Genomic DNA, 18,031 nt, shown 5'->3' on the forward strand with positions numbered 1-18,031 from the left:
CCGCGCGGGGCATGGTGTTACGAGCCTCCCCTAGCATAATGACGAGAGCAGGGTGGGGACACCGCAGACCGTTGTGAGGGAGGCCGAGTGTCGGAGGCCACAGGCGAGGATCCGGACAACTCCCCGGAGGAGGAAGTGGCGAGCGGTACGCGGGCGCACGAGGACTCCTCGGGGGGTGCGGCTGACGCGGGGGAGCGCGCTGAACCCCTGGAGGACGGCGGCCCCGAGGACGCTGCGCAGGATGAGCCGGACGATTCCGGCCTCTCGGCCCAGAGCATGGCTGTCTCCGAAGGCGAGGAGGCTCCGCAGGTGACGGGGCAGGATCGTCAGGAGGACGAAGGGAATCCCGAGGCGGGCGGCCCGGGGGAGGACCATGACGAGGTGGGCGACGAGGACGTCCCTGCGAAGGGCCACGAGGACGTTTCCGGGCGGAATCCTGCGAGGGAGGGCGCTTCCGAGGCCGTGGGAGAGGCCGCCCCCGAGGCCGAGGCGGAGGGCATCCCCGAGGCGGAGGCGGGGGACATCCCCGAGGCGGAGGCGGACCTCGCTGAGCCCGGCTCCCAGGGCTCTCCCACCGATCCCGAGGAGGTTCCGGAGTCTCCGGAGGGCCGGTCTGAGGCCGTGACCGGCGCCGTGGCAGACCTCGAAGCAGTCGGCACCGACGAGGCCGCGTCCGATGCGACAGGATCCGAACGGGACGACACGGCCGCGTCCGAGTCGAGCGATGCGACTGCGTCCGAGCCGGACCTCTCGGAAGCCGAGGTGCGGGCGCATGACGCCGCTGTCCCTGCGCCCGACACGGGGCCGGAGGAGGAATCCGCTCCTGATCCCGCCCCCGATCCGGAGGGCGAACCCGTGGCCGGAACGCTGTCCGAGCAGGCCGCTGAGACAGAGCCGGATCAGTCACCTGAGCCGGCGGCCGTGCTGGAAGTCGCGTCCGAGCCTGAGCCGCAGGCCGAACGCGAAGCCGAGCCGGAGCGTGAGCCCGAGACTGAGACAGAGCCCGAGGCTGAGGATGAAGCCGCGTCTGCGGCCGGCAGTGAGACGGACGAGGAGGACACGGCGCTCCACGAGTCCGATGCGGTGCCCGTGCCCGCCCCTGGCCTTGAGACGAACGAGGAGGCTGCCGCTGAGGGCTCATCCGAGTCCGAGGTCACCCCTGAGGCCGCCACTGAGACTGCCTCTGAGTCGGAACCTGAGCCTGACCTGGAGCCTGCGCCTGACCCGGAATCTGAGCCTGACCTGGAGCCGGAGTCTGAGCTGGCTTCCGAGCCCGAGTCAGCACCCGAGTTCGAGCCCGAGCCGGCACCCGAGCCCGAGCCGGCACCCGAGCCCGAGTCCGAGGCCGGCAGGGAACCGGCGGCAGCGTCATCCTCCGAAGGCTCACCCGCGCCTGAAACAGCGCCTGAGCCCGAGGGTGAGAGTGAGCCCGATAGGGTGGTCGCGGACGCCGACACTGCCAGCGCAGACGCCGAATCCGCCGGTGCGGACGTCGAACCCGCCGGTGCAGAGGCCGGCGCTGCCGGTGCGGACGCCGAATCCGCTGCCGCGGCGCCCGCTGCCGCCGCCTCCTCCGATGAGGGAGACCGCGAGGGAGCCCCCGTGCCGACAGCCCCTGCCGGTTCCCGGCGGAAGCGTCTGAGGTGGGGCGCGGCGGTGCTGGCAGCGGTGCTCGCCGGCTATGCGGCACTGGACGCCTATGACTACGTGCCCGGAGTGCTCACCACGGAACCGCAGATCGAGGTGCAGTCGCTTCCCCACCCGCAGCCCTCTGCCTCGGAGGTCTCCGTCGCATCACCGCTGGCGGAGTCCGCCCCCATCCCGCAGCGGCTGGACGAACGTCTCGCCGCGGCCTTCGAGGATGCGGAGATCACCGGACGGTACAGCTATGACGTGCGCGACATGCTCACCGGCGAGGTGCTCGCCGACAGGGACGCCGACACGGCCCACACCCCCGCCTCGGTGACGAAGGTGCTGACGGGAGCCGCCGCGCTGGGGTCGATCGGCGCCAACGCGCACTTCACGACCCGCGCGGTCCTCTCGCCCTCCGGCGATGCTGGCAGTGCTGCGGGCACCGCCGCCGGCGGTGCGGAGGCACCCGTCGGCATCCACCTCGTGGGCGGAGGCGATGTGCTCCTGGGCGCCGGTGAGTCCGACTCGGACGCGGTCATGGGGCACGCCGGCCTGGCCACGCTGGCACAGGAGACGGCCGCCTCCCTCGCAGAGCGGGGGATCACCGCGGTGACGGTGGCCGCGGACCTGTCCCGCTACTCGGGCGACGGGTGGCACGACGGCTGGGAGCGCGCTGACGTGGGCAGCGGATTCATCACCCCCATCGCACCGCTCATGCAGGAGTCCGCCTTCGAATCCCCGGGCCAGCGCTACTCGCCGCGCCAGGAGGACGCTCCGGCGGTCGCGCTCGCCACCTTCGCGGAGGCGCTCCGAGTGGCCGGCGAGGACGCCGGGCTCACGGTGGAGACCGCGGAGCCCTCGGCCGCTCCGGACGGTGCGGAGGAGCTGGGCAGCGTCGACTCCGCGCCGGTCTCCGCCGTCGTGGACTTCATGCTCGGCCACAGCGACAACGTCGTGGCGGAGGTGCTGGGCCGGGAGGTGGCGGTGGCGCTGGGCCGTGAGGCGACCGCGGAGTCCGCGCCGCAGGCCGTCATCGAGGCGCTCGGCGCGCAGGGCATCCCCACAGGGTCCATCAGCCTCGCGGACACCTCGGGCCTCGACTACGCCAACCGCATCTCCGCGCACGATCTCACCGCGATCATCGAGGAGGCCGCCACCTCCGACGGCGACCTCTCCCTCCTGGTGCCGGCCATGCCCGTGGGCGGGTGGTCCGGCACCCTGGCCGAACGCTTCCGGGACGACTCCTCCCGGGCCGGTGCGGGAGTGGTCGTCGCGAAGACTGGCACGCTCTCCACCGTCTCCTCCCTCGCGGGCACCGTGCTCACGGCCGACGGCCGGCTCCTCGTCTTCTCGCTCATGGCCGACGAGATGGACCAGGGCACGGCCGGTGCCGCCCGGCAGAGCTTCGACGCGGCGCTGGCGAGCGTCGCCGGGTGCGGGTGCCCATGAGCGGCTTCGTGGACATCCGGCTGCTCGCGCGTACGGCGGCGGAGCTGGCCCCGGCCGGTCCGGCGCTGTCGCCGGACGCGATCGCCGAGGTGGTGGTACAGCTCCGCACCGCCGCCGAGACCTCCGTGGACCTCGTCCTCGACGTCATGCGCCTCGAACAGGGCCGTGCGGACGCCGCGCGTGCCCGGGCGGCCGCGGACCAGGTGCTCGTGGTGGACCGCTCGACCTGGGCCAAGGCGACGGCGCAGTCGATGGACGCGATGCTGGACCCCGTGGTGAGCCCACGCGTGCGGGAGGCTCTCGCCGGTGCACGGGTGGCCTCGAGCCTGGAGCTGGGAGGTGTGCTCGCGGTGCTGTCCACGCGGGTGCTGGGGCAGTTCGATCCCTTCGGGGGAGACGCGGGTGAGCCCGCGCGCGCCTCTGCCGGGGCAGCCGCTGCGCACGGGGGCGGTCCCGAGGCCGGACGCCTGCTTCTCGTCGCGCCCACCGTGGCGCAGACGGAGGTCTCGCTCCGCGTGCCTCCGCGCGACTTCCGGCTCTGGGTGGCCCTGCACGAATCGACCCACCGCATGCAGTTCGCGGCGGCACCGTGGCTGCGCGGTCATCTGCAGCAGCGGGCCGCGGATCTGCTCGATGCGGAGGCGGCCGAGGCCGGCTCCGGGGGTCTGCTCCCGATCCTCAGGCGCCTGCCGTCCGTGGTGCGCGGGGAGGCGGAGCTCATGGACCTTCTCACCGGGCCGGCGCAGAGGGCGGCGCTCGACGAGGTGGTCTCGGTGATGAGTCTGCTCGAGGGCCACGCGGACGTCGTCATGGACGCGGTGGGCACCGCGGTCCTCCCCTCGCTGCCGACGATCCGGCGCCGCTTCGAGGCCCGCCGCGATGCGGGGATCGGGCTGGCCGGTGTGCTCGGCCGCCTCGTGGGCGCCGACTCGAAGCTGCGGCAGTACCGGGAGGGCGCGACGTTCGTCCGCGGCGTCGTCCGGAGGGTGGGACATGCCGGGCTCGCCGCTGCCTTCGACTCCCCGCAGAACCTGCCCACGGGCGCGGAGCTCGCATCACCGCGCCTCTGGATCCGGCGGGTGCACGGGGAATGACGGAGGCACCGGGCGCGGGCGGTGCGGCGGGGATGCACGGGCGGTCCGAGGGCAGCGAGGCCGCCGCGGCCCAGGGGACCGGCCCTCGGCCCCGGCTGGATGCGGCCTCGGCGGCGATCCGCACCGCCCTGAGAGAAGCGCTGCGCGAGCTGGGACGAGGCCCCGGTCCGCACGGTGGACGGAGTGCCGCGGAGGAGAGGCGGGGCGCTGTGCGCGCGCGGACTGCCGAGGGGAGTCCGGCCCCCCTGCTGCTCGGGGTCTCCGGCGGGGCCGATTCGCTCGCGCTGGCCTCGGCGGCGGCCTTCCTCCACCGCAGGGGAGAGGCGGCCTTCCTCGCCTGCACGGTGGACCACGGCCTGCAGGAGGGCTCCGCAGCGGTCGCACGTGCGACGGTGGGAATCCTCGAGGAGATGGGCCTGCCCGCAGTGAGCGTGCGGATCGACGAGGGTGATGCAGACCGCGGAGCGGCCGCAGACCCCGTGGCGGAAGGACCTGCGGTGGGAGGCTCTGCGGCGGGAGGCACCGAGGTGGGCGGCACTGCTGACAGGCGCGGCCCTGGAACAGGAGGCGTCGAAGCGGCAGGCACTGCAGCCGACGGCGGCGAGCTGCACGGCGGAACCGGGGGTGTCGAAGCACGGGCGCGTCGCGGACGGTACGCGGCGCTCGCCCGCATCGCACGCGCGCACGGCTGCCTGCGCGCGGACGGCCTTCCGCTCGTCCTCACCGCACACACGGAGGACGACCAGGCGGAGACCGTGCTGTTGGGGCTGATGCGGGGATCGGGACCGCGGTCGCTGGCGGGGATGGCCGCGGCCGCGGATCTCGCCACCTCAGCCGGTGCGGTGCGGATCCTGCGGCCGCTGCTGGGCATCACCCGTGCACAGACGCGTGCCAGCTGTGCCGCACAGAGGTTGCCGTTCTGGGACGACCCGATGAACGAGGACCCCGGCTTCGCCCGCGTGCGCGCCCGGCAGCTGCTCCGGAGGTTCGAGGACGAACTGGGGCAGGGCCTGCGGCCCAACCTCGCGCGCACTGCCCGGCTGCTGCGCGATGACGCCGACTGCCTCGACGCGCAGGCGGCCGAGGCGTACGAACGGCTCCGGGAACCGGGCGCCCCGGGTCTTCCCGTCCCCGCGCTGGCGGAGCTGCCCGCCGCCGTGCGGAGCCGGGTGCTGCGCCTGTGGCTGCTGGACGCGGGGGCGAGCGCGCAGGAGCTCACCGCCGAGCACGTGCGCCGGGTGGACGCGCTCGTGGGGGCCAGCGGCGGGCCTCGGCGAAGGATCTCCGTCCCGGGTGCGCTCGCGGCGGTGGTGCGTGGCGGGCGGCTTGTCGTGGAGGCCGCAGCGGTTCCGCCCCGTGGATGACTCCCGCTTCTCCTCCCGGAAGCCCGCAACTCACACGAGATTCGCGGGTGTCCAGGCGAGAAGCGGGTGTGAACCGAGGAGCCGGCGCGGGCTCAGCGGCTCAGCTGCGACGCGCGTGTGATGCGGTGGGACACGAAGAGGGTGAGGACCACGAAGAGCGCCCCCACCGCCATGAAGATCACGGGCCCGGAGATCTCACCGCCGGTGTACGGCCCGCCGCCCGGTTGCCACGGCCACAGGGCGCGCAGCGATCCGGCCATGAGTCCGGCCATGACGGCCACCGCGATGTGCGGGGCCTTCTCCAGTGCGGCCATGAGGAGCTGAACCACGCTGGCGAGGCCCACCACCGCGCCCAGGCCGAACACGCCGATGTACGCGAGGTCCCTCTCGCTCACCGCCTGCAGGGTGGGAGCGTAGAGGCCCATCGCCAGGAGCAGGAACGAGCCGGAGACGCCCGGCACCACGAGCGCGCAGATGGCCACGGCGGCGGCGAGGAAGACGACCACGTAGGACGGGTCCTCCTGATCGCCGTCGGTGGCGAGTCCGGTGAGGAAGAAGGCCGCCGCGGCGCCGGCGAGGAAGAGCACCACGTGGATGGCGCGCAGCCTTCCCTTCCAGCTCACCAGCTGCAGCGGGGCGCCGATTCCCAGCAGGACGATGCCGAAGAACAGACCCAGTGCGCTGAGCGGATGCGCCTCCACGAGGTCGTGGATGGGACCCGCGAGCAGCAGCACAGCAGCACCCATGCCCAGGACCAGCGGGATCGCCAGCCGCCAGTCGGCCTTCCCCAGTTCTTCGCGGAACACCCCGCCGCGGCCTCGTGCGAGGGCCTTCGCCGCACGCACCACATGGTTGGCCGAGGCGATGAGCGGGGTGTAGACGCGCACGATCATGGCGATGGTCGAGCCGGACACCCCGGGCACCAGTTCGGTGATGCCGATGAGGAAGCCGCGGAGCACGTCCAGGGGGAGCAGCGCCCATCGTCGCGGAGCTACGCGCGGGTGCGGCTCAGCTGCTGGATCAGCCGGGAGATGTGTGGAGTGCGCGGAGTGGCTCACAGGGTTCCTCGGATGGTATGCGGGGTGGTGGCGATGCAGGAGAACATTATTCCCTCTTCCGGAGGCCTGGGCATTCGGGGCACACTCACGGTCTCCGAGCCAGCAGCCACGGTCTACGTGTACATTCATCATCGCCTGCTCAGACATGGCACTCGTCATACTCATGGCTCGTTATACGTAAACTACGGGAACAGGATATGAAGAGTGACGGGCACCCCAGGTGGGAGCAGTGGCGACCTCCACGGGCGGTGGCTGCCCGGTTGCCCCGGAAAGCAGGAGAGTCGGAGAATGACACAGGCAACGTCCACGGACCAACCCACGGGCACGGTGCTCTCACGGGCCATGCGCCCGCTGAACACCGTCATCGAGCGGATCATTCCCTCGGCGCTGACCTTCGCGATCGTCCTGACTCTCGTGGTGATGGTGCTTGCATGGGTACTGACCGGAACCCCCTTGATCTCGTTTGCTGATCGCGATACGACTATCGCGGCGGTTGTGAGCGGCGAGGTGCTGCCGCCAGACATCATCACCGCGTGGGGGCAGGGTCTGTCCGGTCTGCTCGCCTTCATCACCCAGATCGCACTGGTGCTGCTGCTGGGCCATGCTCTGGCCCACACTCGACCAGCAGCCCGGTTCTTCAAGTGGGTCTCGAGCCTGCCCAAGACCCCGATGGCGGCCTATCTGCTGGTCTTCGGTGTGGCCGCGGTTGCGAACCTGTTCTCCTGGGGGCTGGGCCTCGTCGTCGGCGCACTACTGGCTGTACAGGTAGCCAAGTATGGGCGCCGTAACGGGCTCCGTCTGCATTTCCCCATGCTCGTCGCAGCGGGATTCTCCGCCAATGTGTTGTGGCACATGGGCTACTCCGGCTCTGCACCGCTGTCCATGACTGATCCGAACAACCCGGTGGCTGCCGGGTTCGGTGGCACGATCCCGCTGAGTGAGACCACCTATGCGGGATGGAACCTCGTCGCAGTGGTGCTCGTGGCAGCCGCGGTGACGCTCGCGATCGTGCTCGTGGCACCGCGGGAGAAGGATCTGATTGCACAGATGCCGGACACCGGTGAGGACGCTGCCGAGGAAGCCGACGAGGTGCTCACCCCGGCTGATCGGATCGATGCCAGCCGAATCCTCACTACCGTGCTCGGCGTGCTGGTGATCGTGTTCATCATCGTGTACTTCGTGCGTGGTGGGGCGATGGACATCAACATGGTTAACTGGACGTTCCTGGCACTGCTGCTGCTGCTCGTCAAAGGGCCCTTCGAGCTGTCCCGGCTGGTACGGAATGCGGCGGCGAACGTGGGGGAGATCCTGCTGCAGTTCCCGCTCTATGCAGGGATCATGGGCATCATGTCCGGAACTGGGCTCATCCAGATCCTCTCTGATGCGATAGTCTCCGTAGCCTCGCCGGCAACCTTCGGACTGCTTGCGGTGCTCAGCGCGGGAATCGTGAACGTTTTCGTGCCTTCCGGCGGCGGGCAGTTCGCAGTCCAGGGGCCTGTTCTGCTTGACGCTGCCGGACAGCTCGGGGTTGACCCTGCGATTCCAGTGATGGCGATTGCCTACGGCGATGCCTGGACAAACATGATCCAGCCCTTCTGGGCAATCCCTGTCCTGGCGATCGCAGGTTTGAAGATCCGTGACATCCTCGGGTACACGACCGTCACACTGTTTGCCTCCGGTGCGGTATTCCTCGGCGTCATGCTGTATCTGGGCCTCACGGCCTGAGACCACCAGTCTGGAGTCCACTAGAGTTGGGGAGGATCTGAGCAGATACACGCAGACACGGGCACGAGCCACGCGCTGAGACGGCTGGCGAAGGTGAGACGTGTGTGCAGCTTCGCATGAGGAGTAACAGGTGGACGAGAAGGACCTTGGCGACGACATCACGACCATCCACGCGACGGAGGCGCAGATCAAGCACCGCCTGGCGGAGATGGCCGCGGACATCGACCGTGACTACCGGGGTAAGGACGTCCTCCTTGTGGGCGTGCTCAAGGGCGCGGTCATGGTGATGGCGGACCTCGCCCGCGCTCTGCACCTGCCGGTGCGCATGGACTGGATGGCGGTGTCCTCCTACGGCTCCGGCACCAAGTCCTCCGGGGTGGTGCGCATCCTCAAGGACCTGGACACGGACCTCAAGGACCAGCACGTCCTCATCGTCGAGGACATCATCGACTCCGGCCTCACGCTCTCCTGGCTGCTGGCCAACCTCAAGTCCCGCGGCGCGGCCTCGGTGGAGATCTGCACCATGCTCCGCAAGCCCGAGGCTGCGAAGGTGGAGATCGACGTGAAGTACGTCGGCTTCGACGTGCCCAACGAGTTCGTGATCGGCTACGGACTGGACTTCGCGGAGCGATACCGGAACGTCCCCTTCGTCGCCACGCTCGCCCCGCACGTCTACAGCTGAGCGCGCGCAGCCGTCCCACATCTGCACCGGCTAGGCTTGCCGGGCTTCCCACACCCTCATGCCCCAGAGAGGACACATGGCTGAAACCGCTGACCGCAAGCCCGACCTGAAGAAGGCCTCACGGGGGCCCTTCTCCTGGGTGCTGCTTGCGCTGCTGATCATCGCGGTCGGCTTCATGTTCACCAGTGGCGGCGGCTTCCAGCGCATCGACACGGAACAGGGCCTCCAGCTCCTGGAGGACGGCAAGGTCGAGCAGGCGAAGATCGTCGACCGCGACCAGCGTGTGGACCTCATCCTCACCGAGGACTACGAGTTCGAGAAGAAGGACTACGGCAAGCGCGTCCAGTTCTTCTACGTCGAGCAGCGCGGTGAGCAGATCGTCGAGGCCGTCGACTCGGCCGCGCCGGAGCTGGGCTACACGGACGACGTGCCGCAGCAGTCGTGGTTCACCTCGCTGCTCATCAACCTCATCCCCTTCCTGCTCATCTTCGGCGTCCTCTGGTTCCTCCTCTCCCGCATGAGCGCCGGTGGCGGCGGCATCATGAATGTGGGCAAGTCCCGCGCCAAGCTGGTGAACAAGGAGAATCCGGACGTCACCTTCAAGGACGTCGCCGGCGTGGACGAGGCGCTGGAGGAGCTCGAGGAGATCAAGGAGTTCCTCGCGGAGCCGGACAAGTTCCAGGCGGTGGGGGCCAAGATCCCCAAGGGAGTGCTCCTGTACGGCCCTCCGGGCACCGGCAAGACCCTGCTGGCCCGTGCGGTCGCCGGCGAGGCCGGAGTGCCGTTCTACTCGATCTCCGGTTCGGACTTCGTGGAGATGTACGTGGGCGTGGGCGCCTCCCGCGTGCGCGACCTCTTCAAGCAGGCCAAGGACAACTCACCCTGCATCATCTTCATCGACGAGATCGACGCGGTGGGCCGGCAGCGCGGCGCCGGCATGGGCGGCGGACACGATGAGCGCGAGCAGACCCTCAACCAGATGCTCGTGGAGATGGACGGCTTCGACTCGTCCACCAACGTCATCCTCATCGCCGCGACCAACCGCCCGGACGTACTGGACCCGGCGCTGCTGCGCCCCGGCCGGTTCGATCGGCAGATCCAGGTCGAGGCCCCGGACATGAAGGGCCGCAAGCACATCCTCGAGGTCCATGCCGAGGGCAAGCCCCTGGCCCCCGAGGTCGACCTCGCCCAGGTGGCGAAGCGCACCCCCGGCTTCTCCGGCGCGGATCTCGCCAACGTCCTCAACGAGGCGGCGCTGCTGACCGCGCGCGCCGGCAAGTCGATCATCGACAACGCGATCGTGGACGAGGCGATCGACCGCGTCATCGCGGGACCGCAGAAGCGCACGCGCCTCATGAACGACAAGGAGCGCCTCGTCACCGCCTATCACGAGGGCGGCCACGCCCTCGTCGCGGCGGCGATGAACCAGACGGATCCCGTCACCAAGGTGACGATCCTGCCGCGCGGGCGCGCGCTCGGCTACACCATGGTGCTGCCGAGTGAGGACAAGTACTCGACCACCCGCAATGAGCTGCTGGACCAGATGGCCTATGCGATGGGCGGCCGCGTGGCGGAGGAGCTCGTGTTCCACGATCCCACCACGGGCGCGGCCAACGACATCGAGAAGGCCACGGACATCGCGCGCAAGATGGTCACCCAGTACGGCATGAGCGGCCGGATCGGCATGGTGAAGATCGGCGGCGACACCTCGGAGCCGTTCGCCGGACGCGGTGCCGGGGGCGGGGGAGACGGTGCCGCGGACGCCACCCGCTTCAGCATCGACGAGGAGATCCGCCTGCTCATCGACGCCGCGCACGAGGACGCTTACAACGCGCTCAACGCCAACAGGGACGTGCTGGACGCCCTGGCCTACGAGCTCCTCGAGAAGGAGACACTGGACCAGGCGGAGCTCTCCGCGATCTTCGCCCCCGTCGTCAAGCGCGCGCCGCGCGACGTGTGGCTGGCGCACGGCGACCGTCCCGTCTCCTCGCGCGGTCCCATCGACCCGCCCGCGCCGCGTGCGCACAACGGCGACGAGGCCGAGGCCGGGGGAGCCGCCGGGGTCGCCGAACGCTCCACTGCCGCTGAGCAGACCCCGGGCGCGGAGACCGCAGCGGCACCCGGGCAGGCTCCGGGCGCGGAGGCCGGCGCACCCGCGCAGGGCGCGGACGCTCCGGGGACGGCCCCGGACTCCGGGGCGGAGTCCCCGGACGACGACTGGCGGTCCAGGATCCTGGGCACCGCGGGCACCGGGAGCACACGGACCTTCGGTGAGCAGCCGCAGGATGCGGACGAGGAGCCGACCCAGGACGACCGGCACCCCGGTGACGGCCGTGACGACGAGCAGGAGGGCCCGCGCGCATGAGCGTCGACCACGCACGCATCGAGGCCGCCGTCCGGGAGATCCTCGCCGCGGTGGGCGAGGACCCGGACCGGGACGGCCTCCAGGACACCCCCGCGCGGGTGGCGCGCGCCTACGAGGAGGCCTTCTCCGGACTGGCCCAGGACGCGGGCGAGGTCCTCGGGACGCAGTTCGACATCGGCTTCGACGAGATGGTCCTGGTCCGCGACATCGCCATGTACTCCACGTGCGAGCACCACCTGGTGCCCTTCCACGGCGCGGCCCACATCGGCTACATCCCCGGTCCGGAGGGCAAGGTCACCGGCCTGTCCAAGCTCGCGCGTCTCGTGGAGGTGTTCGCGCGGCGCCCGCAGGTGCAGGAGCGCCTCACCACGCAGATCGCGGACGCGCTGGTGGAGCACCTGGACCCGCGCGGTGTGATCGTGGTGGTGGAGGCGGAGCACCTCTGCATGTCGATGCGCGGGGTGAAGAAGCCCGGCTCCTCGACCATCACGTCCGCGGTGCGCGGACAGCTGCGCGACGCCGCGTCCCGTTCCGAGGCGATGAGCCTCATCCTCCGGAGGTGAGTTCCGTGCCCCAGCCGCAGGCAGCCGTCGCCGCTCCCGCACCGGGGGAGCGCACGCAGATCATGGGCGTCCTCAACGTCACTCCGGATTCGTTCTCCGACGGCGGACGCTGGTACAACCACGCCGACGCCGTGGACCACGGCTTCTCCCTGCTGGCCGGGGGCGCTGACATCATCGACGTGGGCGGCGAGTCCACGCGCCCGGGGGCCGCGCGCGTCTCCGAGGAGGAGGAGCTGGGCCGCGTGGTGCCGGTGGTCCGCGAACTCGCCCGCGACGGCGCCGTCATCAGCGTCGACACGATGCGTGAGACGGTGGCGCGGGCAGCGCTGGATGCCGGGGCCGCGATCGTCAACGACGTCTCCGCGGGGCAGAGCGAGCCGGGTATGCTCGCGCTCGCGGCCGAGGCCGGGGTCCCGATCATCCTCATGCACTGGCGGGGGCATCTGGGGGACACCTCTGTGAAGCCGCACTACGCGGACACCGTCGCCGAGGTCGCGGGAGAGCTCGAGGACCGCGTGCGCGCGGCGCTGGCCCAGGGCGTGTCGCGTGAGCAGATCGTGCTGGACCCGGGACTCGGGTTCTCCAAGAACGCCCGGCACAACTGGGACCTGGTGAGCAGACTGGACGTGTTCGCAGGCATGGGCATGCCGCTGCTCGTCGCCGCCTCCCGCAAGCGCTTCCTGTCCGCGCTGGTCGCGCCGGACCCGTCCGAGACGGCTGCGCTGGAGGACAGGGACTCGGCCACCGCCGCGCTCACGGTGCTCGCCGCGCAGGCCGGTGCGTGGGCGGTGCGCGTCCACGAGCCGCGCTCCTCGCGGATCGCCGCGGACGCCGTGCACCAGGCGCAGCTCGCGTACGCCCGCACGGCCGCGAGCGCACGGGTGCGGGAAGCCGGCACACGCCTGGCCGGCTCGGAGGCGGGTACGGTGCCGGAGGCGGAGCCCGGACCCGCGCCGCGCGGTTCTGCGGCAGAGCGGGGTCCGGGAGCACAGCCGGGGGACGAGGCGCGATGAGCGACGATGTCATCACCCTCACGGGCCTGACCGCCCGCGGCCGTCACGGCGTGTTCGAGTTCGAGAAGCGCGAGGGCCAGGACTTCCGTGTGGACGTGGAGCTCCACGGCGATCTCTCCGCGCCGGCGGCGAGCGACGACCTGGCGGACACGGCGGACTACGGTGCCTTGGCCGACGCCCTCGTGGAGATCGTCACGGGGGAGCCCTACGACCTCATCGAGGCGCTGGCCGGGGCGCTGGTGGACAGGTGCCTCGAATTCGCGCCCGAGGCCCGGGTCACCGTCCACAAGCCGCAGGCGCCCATCGCCCACGAGTTCGCGGATGTGTCCGTGTCTCTGCACCGGCGGCGGGGGATGCGCGCGGGAGCTGCGGCCTCGGGCTCCCGCGAGACGACCGCGGAGGGCGTGGCACCGGCCGGGCCTGCCCCGGACGGCGGTCCGGCGCGCAGTGCGAGCGGCACGTCCGGGCACGTCTACGAGGCGGTCGTGGCCCTGGGTGCGAATCTGGGGGATGCCTGCGCCGCACTGCAGGATGCCGCGCACGCGCTCTCCCTCCACCCGCGCATCGACCTGCGGGCCGGCTCCTCCGTCTATGTGACGGCACCGGTGGGCGGAGTGGAGCAGCCCGACTTCCACAACGCCGCCGTGGTCGTGCGCACTGCGCTGCCCCCGCGCGAGCTGCTCTCCGTGTGCCAGGGCATCGAAGCGGCCGCCGGCCGGACGCGGGAGATCCGCTGGGGCCCGCGCACCCTCGACCTCGATCTCATCAGTGCGCGGACGCTCCCCGCCTCTGGTGCCGCGGAGGAACCGGTCACCTGGCGGGACGAGGTCCTCGTCCTGCCGCATCCGCTGGCCGGGGAGCGTGCCTTCGTGCTGGCACCGTGGGCGGAGCTGCAGCCGGACGCCGTCGTGGAGACGCCGGCCGGCGTGCGCACGGTGGCAGAGGCATGCGCCGCGGCTCCGGACGCGGCAGGGATCCGGCGCACGGGGGAGAGCGTGCTCGCGTCCGCCCGGCCGTTCACGGAGCAGGCGGAGACATGAACCGCACGCGCGTGAGCCAACTGGCCCTCTGGGGTGCGGTGGGCCTCGTCGCGGACCTCGGGGTCCACATCCTCCTGGAGCGCTCCGGAGCTGCGCTGCCGCAGGTGCCGTGGCCGGCGATCGTGGGGATGGTCGCGCTCTCGCTGGTCCTCCTCCTGCTGGGGTGGCCCATCAAGCAGTGGCGCGACGGGGACCGGGAGACGGAGATCGATCCCGTCAAGGCCGCACGTGTGGCGATGCTGGCCAAGGCGGCCGCTCTCGCGGGGGCCGTCCTCACGGGTTGGTACGCTGGCGCTTCCGTCTATCTCCTCGCCTCGGCCTCCGGGGTGCGCGCCGGGGAGGGGCTGGGGATGCTCGCCGCGGTGGGCGCGGCGGCCCTCCTCATGATGACAGGGCTCATCGTGGAGTCCTTCTGCTCCCTCCCGCCGGGCGGCCCGCGCTCCGGCGGCCCCGACGACCGACCGCACACAGACCCACCGGAGGTTCCGGCATGAGCACCCCGCAGCCCTTCCCGCAGCAGGGACCGCACCAGGGCGCGGTGCCGCACGGCGCACCGCAGAATCCGTCACAGCAGCAGGACCCGCCGCCGCACGGCGCACCGCAGCCGCAGCACGGCTCACCACAGCCGCCGCTGGGACAGTCACCGCAGTTCAGCGCCGCGCAGCACGCAGGAGGTGTGCAGCCGCAGCACGCCGCACCGCAGCCGCCGCACGCGGCACCCGCGCAGCCCGCGGCACCACAGCAGCTGGCGGCACCACAGCAGCCGGCATCGCGGCCCCGGACGCCCGCCGGTACGGGTGCGCTGAACCCGGTGAGCCCCGCGTACGTGAAGGTGAAGCTGCTCGGGTCCGCGATCGGCTCGGGGATCTGCGTGCTCGTCACGGCAGGGGCCGGAGTGGCCGGGATCATCGCCTCTCTGACGTGGCTCACCTGGCTCGGCTTCGCGCTGGCCGCGGCGTTCGTGATCGGCTTCGTCATCGAGGCCGTCGTCACCGTGCGCCAGGTGAAGGCGATCGGATACCTGCAGCGGCCCGGCGACCTCCTCATCCAGCGCGGCATCCTCTTCCGTCAGACGACGGTGGTGCCCTACGGCCGTCTCCAGTACGTGGAGGTGAGCGCCGGACCGCTCCTGCGCGCCGCCGGTCTCGCCTCCCTGGAGCTGCACACGGCCTCGGCCTCGACCGATGCCTCGCTCCCGGGCCTGCCGCGGGCGGAGGCGGAGGCGCTCCGCGACTCCCTCGCCGAACGCGGCGCATCGAAGCTGGCGGGGCTGTGAGCGCCGCGGCCGGGCCCCCGCAGAGCGAGGGGGAGTGGAAGCACGTCCATCCGCTCACGCCGGTCCTCAAGGGCGGAGCCGGCATCGTGGCGGCTTTCGGTGTGGCGTTCTACATCGTCCTGCAGAATCTGCAGGACATCGCCCAGTCGCTCGTGGTGGACGCCGTCGGAGGGGAGTCCGAGGACACCGGCTTCTTCGAGGGCATCGGCCTGCTCGGCCCGTTCTTCCGCGAGCACCCGGGCTATGTGCTCGCCGGCCTCGGTGTGCTCCTCCTCGTCCTGGCGGTCATCGGCCTGGGCCTCTGGCTCAGCTGGAGGGCCATGCGGTATCGCATCGACGCCGCCGGAGTGCACCTGCGCACGGGAGTGCTGTCCAAGAAGGAGAAGTCGGCCTCGCACGACCGGGTGCAGTCCGTGGACATCTCGCTCCCCTTCCTCCCTCGCCTGCTGGGGCTCGCGTCGCTGGTCTTCGACGTGGCCGGCGGCGCGGACTCGGACGTGACGATCTCCTACCTCAAGCGGAGCCGGGCGGAGGAGCTGCGGGAGGAGATCCTCTCCCATCTCCGCGGACTGCGCGCCGGTCCTCAGGGCACCTCGCAGCCGGGAGCCTCGTCCCGGGCCGGAAGATCTGCCGAGGCCGGAGCCGGTGCGGGGGCAGCCCCCGGCGCCGCGGACGGCACGGAGGGCGAACAGCCGGGCACGGGTCCGGTCGCCCCCGGGAGCGCGGGACCGGGGCACGAGGATGCGCAGACCCCGGGCGACGACGCGCGCGCCGCTGCTGCGGCGGACGCACCGCTCGGCCAGCGCCTCGTGAGCCGCCGGAGGCTGCAGGACCTGCAGCACGGTCTGCAGCACGAGGCCACAGGGGTGGCCGAGGACCTCAGCGCCACTCTTGCGGAGCTGCTCGCGCCCTACCGGCTGCAGCCGCAGGCGGAGGCGGAGGGCCGCCTGGTGCGGGTGCCCTTCCACCGGCTCATGGCCTCGGCGGCGCTGTCGACGGTGATGCTGATGAGCGTGCTGGGCATCGTCCTCCTCGCCGTGCTCGTCATTCTCCTCTTCGTGTTCGTGGGCCCGGAGGCGGGCGGGCCCACGCTGGGCGGTCTCATCCCCGCCGTGATCGCGATCGCGAGCGTCTTCCGCAGCGAGGCCTCGCTCGCGAACTTCTCCGTGGCCGTCACGCAGGACGGCCTGCGTGTGAGCCACGGGCTGGCCTCGACGACCAACAGGATCATCCCGCTGGACCGGATCCAGGCCGTCAAGCTCACCCAGCCCGTGCTGTGGCGGATCCCCGGCTGGTGGCGGGCGACCTTCACCCTGGCCTCGGAGGGCAGATCCGACGACCAGGCGCAGTCCGTGCTCCTGCCGGTGGGAGGCGTGGACGACGTCATGCTCATGCTCGGACTGGCGATGCCGGACCCCCGCACCGCGCCGGGTACGGATGCACGGGAGCTCGTGCTCGCGGGGATGCAGGGGCCGATGGCGGGGGAGGCGCCTGGCGGCGCCGAGTCGCAGTTCTGCGGACGGCCGCGGGCCTCCCGCTGGCTGGACCCGTTCACCTGGAGGCGGAACGCCCATGCGCTCACCGGGACCTTCGCGCTCATCCGCTCCGGGCGACTGACGCGGACGCTGGAGTTCGTCCCTCACGCCCGGGTGCAGTCCATGCGCCTGCACCAGGGCCCGCTGCAGCGGGGACTGGGGCTCTCGAGCATCCAGCTCCACATCTCTCCCGGGCCCATCACACCCCAGCTGTTCCACCTGGAAGCCGCGGACGCCGCCCGGCTGTTCGAGGAGCACGCCCAGCGGACGCGGCTCGCGCGTGAGGAGCTGGACACGGAACTGGAAGGACGGAAGCGATGAATCACGAGGACGGCACCCGCCTGGGCGTGGGGATCGTGGGCGTGGGCAGGGTGGGCGCCGTCATGGGTGCCGCCCTGCGCGAGGCCGGTCACCAGATCGTGGGGGTGAGCGCAGGCTCGGAGGCGAGCCGGGAGCGCGCGGACGCCCTGCTGCCCGGTGCGCCGATCCTGGACGTGGAGACCCTCGTGGGCCGGTCCGAGCTGATCCTGCTCACCGTCCCGGACGACGAGATCGCCCCGCTGGTGGAGGGCCTCGCCGCGCTGGGCCGCTTCAGCGCGGGGCAGATCGTCATGCACTGTGCCGGACGGCACGGACTCGACGTGCTCGCTCCCGCCGCCGCGGCGGGCGCGATCCCGCTGGCGCTCCACCCCTCACTGGCGTTCACCGGGACGAGCATGGATCTGCCGCGGCTGCGGGAGGCGACGATCGGTGTGACGGCGCCCCGGCACGTGCTGCCCATCGGGCAGGCGCTCGTCGTGGAGATCGGCGCAGAGCCGGTGGTGCTCAAGGAGGCGGACCGCGCCCTCTACCACGCCGCGATCGCCCACGCGGCCAATCACACGGCGGTGATCGTCGCCCAGGCGATGGACGTCCTGCGGGAGGTGGGGGTCGAGGACCCGGCCCGCGTGCTGAGCTCCCTGGTGCACGCGAGCGCCTCCAACATCCTGCAGTCCGGGCCGCAGGCGCTCACCGGCCCCGTGAGCCGCGGCGACGTCGGCACGGTGCGCGCCCACATGGAGGCCCTCGCGGAGTACGCCGTGAGCGCGGATTCTGCGGAGGTGAGGGACTCCTACGCGGCGATGGGCAGGGCGACCACCGCTCGGGCACTGGCCAACGGCACCGTGGACGAGCCGCGTGCGGCCGCGCTCATGGACGTGCTGGGCGAGGGCGGGCCCCGGGACTGAGAGCCCGCG

General features: G+C 71.6%; 14 protein-coding genes. 13 read left to right on the forward strand and 1 reads right to left on the reverse strand.

Features of this window, described 5'->3' with window-relative positions; genetic code table 11:
• Positions 1-87 precede the first annotated feature (87 nt).
• The 3 genes from dacB to Q0A33_RS13040 are packed head-to-tail and all read left to right on the forward strand — an operon-like array spanning position 88 to position 5,539.
• Positions 88-3,081, forward strand: a complete 2,994-nt coding sequence (gene dacB, locus Q0A33_RS13030) for a D-alanyl-D-alanine carboxypeptidase/D-alanyl-D-alanine-endopeptidase (protein WP_291797497.1) — start codon at positions 88-90, stop codon at positions 3,079-3,081.
• Positions 3,078-4,175: a zinc-dependent metalloprotease gene (locus Q0A33_RS13035; protein ID WP_291797499.1), complete on the forward strand. Its 1,098-nt coding sequence runs from the start codon at positions 3,078-3,080 to the stop codon at positions 4,173-4,175. Before dacB ends, Q0A33_RS13035 begins: the two co-directional genes overlap by 4 nt.
• Positions 4,172-5,539, forward strand: coding sequence for an ATP-binding protein (locus tag Q0A33_RS13040; protein ID WP_291797502.1), 1,368 nt, complete (start codon positions 4,172-4,174; stop codon positions 5,537-5,539). Before Q0A33_RS13035 ends, Q0A33_RS13040 begins: the two co-directional genes overlap by 4 nt.
• Positions 5,540-5,631: 92 nt before the next feature.
• Here Q0A33_RS13040 and Q0A33_RS13045 read toward each other — a convergent pair whose 3' ends face one another.
• Entirely contained in the window at positions 5,632-6,597 is a 966-nt protein-coding gene (locus tag Q0A33_RS13045) for a DUF368 domain-containing protein (protein WP_291797505.1), read from the reverse strand.
• Between the two features lie 288 nt (positions 6,598-6,885).
• Here Q0A33_RS13045 and Q0A33_RS13050 point away from each other — a divergent pair, with 288 nt between their 5' ends.
• From Q0A33_RS13050 to Q0A33_RS13095, 10 genes are all read left to right on the forward strand, one after another.
• Entirely contained in the window at positions 6,886-8,322 is a 1,437-nt protein-coding gene (locus Q0A33_RS13050; protein ID WP_291797508.1) for a TIGR00366 family protein, read from the forward strand.
• Between the two features lie 130 nt (positions 8,323-8,452).
• Entirely contained in the window at positions 8,453-9,004 is a 552-nt protein-coding gene (gene hpt / locus Q0A33_RS13055; protein ID WP_291797511.1) for a hypoxanthine phosphoribosyltransferase, read from the forward strand.
• 76 nt (positions 9,005-9,080) lie between these two features.
• On the forward strand, positions 9,081-11,369 hold the full coding sequence (gene ftsH, locus Q0A33_RS13060) for an ATP-dependent zinc metalloprotease FtsH (protein ID WP_291797515.1): 2,289 nt from the start codon (positions 9,081-9,083) through the stop codon (positions 11,367-11,369).
• Positions 11,366-11,932 carry a GTP cyclohydrolase I FolE gene (folE, locus tag Q0A33_RS13065; protein ID WP_291797518.1) on the forward strand — a complete coding sequence of 189 codons (567 nt, stop codon included), beginning with the start codon at positions 11,366-11,368 and terminating at the stop codon, positions 11,930-11,932. The genes ftsH and folE overlap by 4 nt, the downstream gene beginning before the upstream one ends.
• Entirely contained in the window at positions 11,929-12,945 is a 1,017-nt protein-coding gene (gene folP / locus Q0A33_RS13070) for a dihydropteroate synthase (RefSeq protein ID WP_291797521.1), read from the forward strand. The genes folE and folP overlap by 4 nt, the downstream gene beginning before the upstream one ends.
• Positions 12,942-13,985, forward strand: coding sequence for a 2-amino-4-hydroxy-6-hydroxymethyldihydropteridine diphosphokinase (folK, locus tag Q0A33_RS13075; protein WP_291797523.1), 1,044 nt, complete (start codon positions 12,942-12,944; stop codon positions 13,983-13,985). The genes folP and folK overlap by 4 nt, the downstream gene beginning before the upstream one ends.
• A complete protein-coding gene (locus Q0A33_RS13080) occupies positions 13,982-14,479 on the forward strand; it encodes a DUF3180 family protein (protein WP_291797526.1) in 498 nt (165 codons plus the stop codon). The genes folK and Q0A33_RS13080 overlap by 4 nt, the downstream gene beginning before the upstream one ends.
• A complete protein-coding gene (locus Q0A33_RS16620; protein ID WP_363316605.1) occupies positions 14,476-15,261 on the forward strand; it encodes a PH domain-containing protein in 786 nt (261 codons plus the stop codon). Before Q0A33_RS13080 ends, Q0A33_RS16620 begins: the two co-directional genes overlap by 4 nt.
• On the forward strand, positions 15,258-17,117 hold the full coding sequence (locus Q0A33_RS13090) for a PH domain-containing protein (protein ID WP_291797529.1): 1,860 nt from the start codon (positions 15,258-15,260) through the stop codon (positions 17,115-17,117). The genes Q0A33_RS16620 and Q0A33_RS13090 overlap by 4 nt, the downstream gene beginning before the upstream one ends.
• Entirely contained in the window at positions 17,114-18,022 is a 909-nt protein-coding gene (locus Q0A33_RS13095) for a DUF2520 domain-containing protein (protein WP_291797531.1), read from the forward strand. Before Q0A33_RS13090 ends, Q0A33_RS13095 begins: the two co-directional genes overlap by 4 nt.
• Positions 18,023-18,031: the final 9 nt, after the last annotated feature.

It is taken from the genome of Brevibacterium sp., assembly GCF_022712115.1.
In the GTDB taxonomy this organism is placed as follows: Bacteria; Actinomycetota; Actinomycetes; order Actinomycetales; family Brevibacteriaceae; genus Brevibacterium; species Brevibacterium salitolerans.

Coding starts and splice junctions, on each gene's coding strand:
- Q0A33_RS13095 (WP_291797531.1), top strand. CDS start 17,114: ATGAATCACGAGGACGGCACCCGCCTGGGCGTGGGGATCGTGGGCGTG.
- Q0A33_RS13080 (WP_291797526.1), top strand. CDS start 13,982: ATGAACCGCACGCGCGTGAGCCAACTGGCCCTCTGGGGTGCGGTGGGC.
- folK (WP_291797523.1), top strand. CDS start 12,942: ATGAGCGACGATGTCATCACCCTCACGGGCCTGACCGCCCGCGGCCGT.
- ftsH (WP_291797515.1), top strand. CDS start 9,081: ATGGCTGAAACCGCTGACCGCAAGCCCGACCTGAAGAAGGCCTCACGG.
- Q0A33_RS16620 (WP_363316605.1), top strand. CDS start 14,476: ATGAGCACCCCGCAGCCCTTCCCGCAGCAGGGACCGCACCAGGGCGCG.
- Q0A33_RS13040 (WP_291797502.1), top strand. CDS start 4,172: ATGACGGAGGCACCGGGCGCGGGCGGTGCGGCGGGGATGCACGGGCGG.
- Q0A33_RS13050 (WP_291797508.1), top strand. CDS start 6,886: ATGACACAGGCAACGTCCACGGACCAACCCACGGGCACGGTGCTCTCA.
- Q0A33_RS13035 (WP_291797499.1), top strand. CDS start 3,078: ATGAGCGGCTTCGTGGACATCCGGCTGCTCGCGCGTACGGCGGCGGAG.
- folE (WP_291797518.1), top strand. CDS start 11,366: ATGAGCGTCGACCACGCACGCATCGAGGCCGCCGTCCGGGAGATCCTC.